Origin of the sequence: Streptomyces anandii JCM 4720 (genome assembly GCF_014650655.1) — a bacterium.
In the GTDB taxonomy this organism is placed as follows: Bacteria; Actinomycetota; Actinomycetes; order Streptomycetales; family Streptomycetaceae; genus Streptomyces; species Streptomyces anandii.
Map to the genome: position 1 here is coordinate 88,821 of NZ_BMVJ01000021.1, position 4,214 is coordinate 93,034.

A 4,214-nucleotide genomic window follows, 5' to 3' on the forward strand; every position below is an offset into this window, starting at 1 on the left:
ACTCCCCGCTGTTCGAGTTCGACCAGGTCGTGTGCACCCCGCACCTGGGCGCCTCCACGGACGAGGCCCAGGAGAAGGCAGGCATCGCCGTCGCCCGCTCGGTGCGCCTGGCCCTCGCCGGTGAGCTGGTGCCGGACGCGGTCAACGTCCAGGGCGGTGTCATCGCCGAGGACGTCAAGCCGGGCCTGCCGCTCGCCGAGCGCCTCGGCCGCATCTTCACCGCCCTCGCGGGCGAGGTCGCCGTCCGCCTCGACGTGGAGGTCTACGGCGAGATCACCCAGCACGACGTGAAGGTGCTCGAGCTCTCCGCGCTCAAGGGCGTCTTCGAGGACGTGGTCGACGAGACGGTCTCCTACGTCAACGCCCCCCTGTTCGCCCAGGAGCGCGGCGTCGAGGTCCGTCTGACCACCAGCTCCGAGTCCGCCGACCACCGCAACGTCGTCACCGTCCGCGGCACCCTCGCCGACGGCCAGGAGGTGTCGGTCTCCGGCACGCTGGCCGGCCCCAAGCACGTCCAGAAGATCGTCGCGGTCGGCGACTACGACGTGGACCTCGCGCTCGCCGACCACATGGTCGTCCTGCGCTACGAGGACCGTCCCGGCGTCGTCGGCACGGTCGGCCGTGTCATCGGCGAGGCCGGCATCAACATCGCCGGCATGCAGGTCGCCCGGGCCGCAGCGGGCGGGGAGGCGCTGGCGGTGCTGACGGTGGACGACACGGTGCCGGTGAACGTCCTCGCGGAGGTCGCCGCCGAGATCGGGGCGACCTCGGCTCGGTCGGTGAACCTCGTCTGAGGTTCGCCGACCCTTCTGGGGGGCCTGCGCCCCCCAGATCCCCCTTCGGCCTTGACGGCCTCGTCCTCAGGCTCCCCCAAGCTCTACGAGCAGGGGGTACCCCCAGACGGGCTGGTTTTGCTCGTCCGGCGATTTCCTCGCAAGGTCGTCGCCGCGCCCGCCGCGGCCAGGGTCAGTACCGCCGCCCCCGCTATGCCCGCGCCGTGCATGCCGTGGGTGAAGGCCTCCCGTGCCGTCGTCGCCAGGGCGTCTCCCGTGCGCCCCGGAAGGTGCCGGGCCACCGCGAGCGCGCCGCCGAGGGTCTCGTGGGCCGGGGCCGGGGCGCTCGCCGGGATTCCGTGGCGGTAGAGCGCCGTACCGATCGAGCCCAGCACCGCCATGCCCAGCGCGCCGCCGAACTCCGAACCGGTCTCCAGCAGTGAGGAGGCCGTGCCCGCGCGTTCCACCGGGGCGGCGCTCAGGGCCAGGTCGGTCATCTGGGACATGACCATCACGATCCCCGAGGCGAGGACCGCGCACGCGGTCAGCACCAGCCACAACGAGTCGGTGCCGGCGAGCGACAGCATCCCGTAGCCGGCCGCGGCGATCGCGAAGCCCGCCGTGACGACGTACGCCCGCTCGACGCCCTTCTGGACCAGCGCGGTCGCCAGCGGGGCGGCCATGCCGATCGGCACCGAGGGCAGCAGCGACCACAGGGCCGCCTCCATCGCGCTCCTGCCGAGCACCGACTGCAGGTACTGCGTGGTGAAGAAGGCCGAGCCCATCATCGCGAACGCGGACACCAGGTTCAGGACCACCGCGGGGGCGAAGCCCCGCCCTCGGAACAGGGCCGGCGGGATCATGGGCGAGGCCGCGGTGCGCTGGCGGTGCACGAACAGGGCGGTGAAGAGCAGGCCGACGGTGACGCAGACGACGTAGAGCGGGTGCCAGCCCTCGGAGGGGATCTCCTTCAGGCCGTAGACGACGGGGAGCACCGCGGCCATCGACAGCGGCACGCCGAGCAGGTCGAAGCGGCCGGGTGCGGGGTTCTTCGACTCGGGCAGCAGGACGGGGCCGAGCACCAGCAGCAGGGCCATCGCGGGCAGGTTGACCAGGAAGACCGAGCCCCACCAGAAGTACTGCACCAGGACACCGCTGAGCACCGAGCCGAGCGCGATGCCGCCGGTCATCACGCCGGACCAGACGCCGATCGCCTTCGCCCGCTGGGCAGGGTCGGTGAAGATCGTGCGGACCAGCGCCATCGTCGAGGGCATCAGGGTGGCGCCGCCGACGCCGAGGACCGCGCGGGCCGCGATCAGGGTCCCGGCGCTGTTCGCGTACGCGGCGACCAGGGAGGCGGCGCCGAAGGCGGCGGCCCCGAGCAGGAGCAGTCTGCGGCGGCCGATGCGGTCGCCGAGCGCGCCCATGGTCATCAGCAGGCCCGCCAGCACGAAGGCGTAGATGTCGAAGATCCACAGCTGCTGGGTGCCGCTCGGCTCCAGGTCCGCGCTGATCGCCGGGATGGCGAAGTACAGGACCGAGACGTCCATCGAGACCAGCAGCAGCGGCAGCATCAGCACGCCGAGGGCGGTCCACTCGCGGCGTCCGGCGCGCGCCGGGGGCGCGGCCGAAGTCGTGGTGGTGAGCGGTGAGTTCGTCATGCGGAGGACTGTACGGGCGTCTTAAACGCTTGTCTAGGACGGGCGTATAAGTCGACCGTCTAGGACGCTTGTATGGATCGCGGGTAGGGTGTGCGGCATGGGACACCGGGAGGACCTGCTCGCGGGCGCCAAGCGCTGCCTGCTGCAGAAGGGGTTCGTGCGCACCACCGCGCGCGACATCGTCAAGGAGTCGGGGACCAACCTCGCTTCGATCGGCTACCACTACGGCTCGAAGGACGCCCTGCTCGTGGAGGCGTACATCGCGCTGATCGAGGAGATGGGCGACCGCTTCGGTCCGGGCTGGGGGGCGGGCGGCGCCACGCAGGCGCCCCCCGGCTCGCTGGAGCGCTTCCAGGAGGTGTGGGCGAACGTCATCCGCTCCATGCCCGAGTCGCGGCCCGTGTGGCTGATCAGCTTCGAGCTGGTCCTGCAGGGCGACCGGCTCCCCGAGGTGCGCAGGCTGCTGGTCGAGGCGGAGGAACAGGGGCGCTCCGGACTGATCCCCCTCTTCAGCGACGTCCCGGAGGCCGATCTCGACAAGGAGACCGTCGACACCGAGGGCCGGCTGTACCAGACCCTGCTCCAGGGACTGATGGTCCAGTGGATCTTCGACCCGGACTCCGCGACCCGCGCCGACCAGCTCACCGAGGGCCTGCGCCGGCTCATCGCGGGAGTAAGGGAAAGCGGCTCGGAAGGTTAGAGCCGGGACGCCTTGAGTGCCATGTGGAGCAGCAGGCGGTCCTCGCCGTCGTCGAGGTCCAGGCCGGTCAGCTGCTCCACGCGGGACAGGCGGTAGTACAGGGTCTGGCGGTGGATCCCCAGTTCGGCGGCGGTGCGGCCGGCCTGGCCGGCGCAGTCGAGGTAGACCTCGGCGGTGCGGGCGAGCTCCCGGTGGGCGGGGGACAGCAGGACGCTCACCGCCGGGTCGTGGGCGGCCCGCGCGGGCAGCGCGGTCAGCAGCCGGAACGGGCCGATCGACGCCCACTCGGCCACCGGTCCGAGGCGCGGCTCCGCCGCCGCGGCCCGCGCGGCCGCCACCGCCTCCGTCCACGCGGTCCCCAGCTCGGCCAGCCCCAGCCGTGCGCCGCCCACCCCGGCGGCCACGCGGGCGCCGCCACCGCCCGCCCGGTCCAGCAGCCGCGTCGCCGCCGACACCGCCGGGGCCGGCGTGCCCGTCGAGCGCAGCCGTACCAGCAGCGCCAGGCACTGCTCCGCCGTGCCCCACGGCACCGTGCACAGCGCCGTCGCGCCCGGCAGGGTGCGCACCGACGGCGCGTCCTCCGGGTCCGCCGAGGGCCACGGCGCCACGCACACCACCGTGTGCGGCCCGTCCGCCCGCACCCCGAGGGCGGTCCGCAGCTCGGCCACCGCCATGTCCCGCGGCCAGCCCGGCTCGGCGGTCAGTACCGCCCGCAGCTCCCGGGTCAGATCCGCGCCGTGCTGCGCCTCGTCCGCGAGCAGCGCGCCGATCCGCCCGGTCACCCGCATGGCGGCGGCCAGCTGCTGCTCCGTGGGCCCCGGGTCGTAGTCCAGCAGCCAGACGTAGCCGAGGACGACGCCCCGATGGCGCACCGGAAGGCAGATCCGTCCCCGGTACACGCCCGCCTCCGGGGTGGGCGGGATGCGCACCGGGCCGGTCGCGCGGGTGATGCCGAAGCCCTCGAACCAGTGGCGGATCTCGGCCGTGGAGCGGCGGGTGAGGATCGAGCGGGTGCGCACCGGGTCCAGGGCCGACGGGTCCAGGTCGCCTTCGACGTCGTAGGCGCCGAAGGCGATCAGC

The 4,214-nt window shown here is 73.2% G+C and carries 4 protein-coding genes; 2 read left to right on the forward strand and 2 right to left on the reverse strand.

What is annotated here, in order from left to right; all coding sequences use genetic code 11:
* Positions 1 to 794, forward strand: a 794-nt coding sequence (locus IE249_RS38835; RefSeq protein WP_229859493.1) for an ACT domain-containing protein, incomplete at its 5' end; no start/stop codon positions are given.
* A gap of 83 nt (positions 795 to 877) precedes the next feature.
* Here the strand turns inward: IE249_RS38835 and IE249_RS29180 are convergent.
* Positions 878 to 2,434, reverse strand: a complete 1,557-nt coding sequence (locus IE249_RS29180; protein ID WP_189709520.1) for an MFS transporter — start codon at positions 2,432 to 2,434, stop codon at positions 878 to 880.
* A gap of 97 nt (positions 2,435 to 2,531) precedes the next feature.
* Between IE249_RS29180 and IE249_RS29185 the strand changes: the two genes are divergently transcribed.
* Positions 2,532 to 3,134, forward strand: a complete 603-nt coding sequence (locus tag IE249_RS29185; protein ID WP_189709522.1) for a TetR/AcrR family transcriptional regulator — start codon at positions 2,532 to 2,534, stop codon at positions 3,132 to 3,134.
* Here IE249_RS29185 and IE249_RS29190 read toward each other — a convergent pair.
* On the reverse strand, positions 3,131 to 4,214 hold a 1,084-nt coding region (locus IE249_RS29190), incomplete at its 5' end, for a PucR family transcriptional regulator (protein ID WP_229859495.1). The two genes, IE249_RS29185 and IE249_RS29190, sit on opposite strands and share 4 nt — an antisense overlap.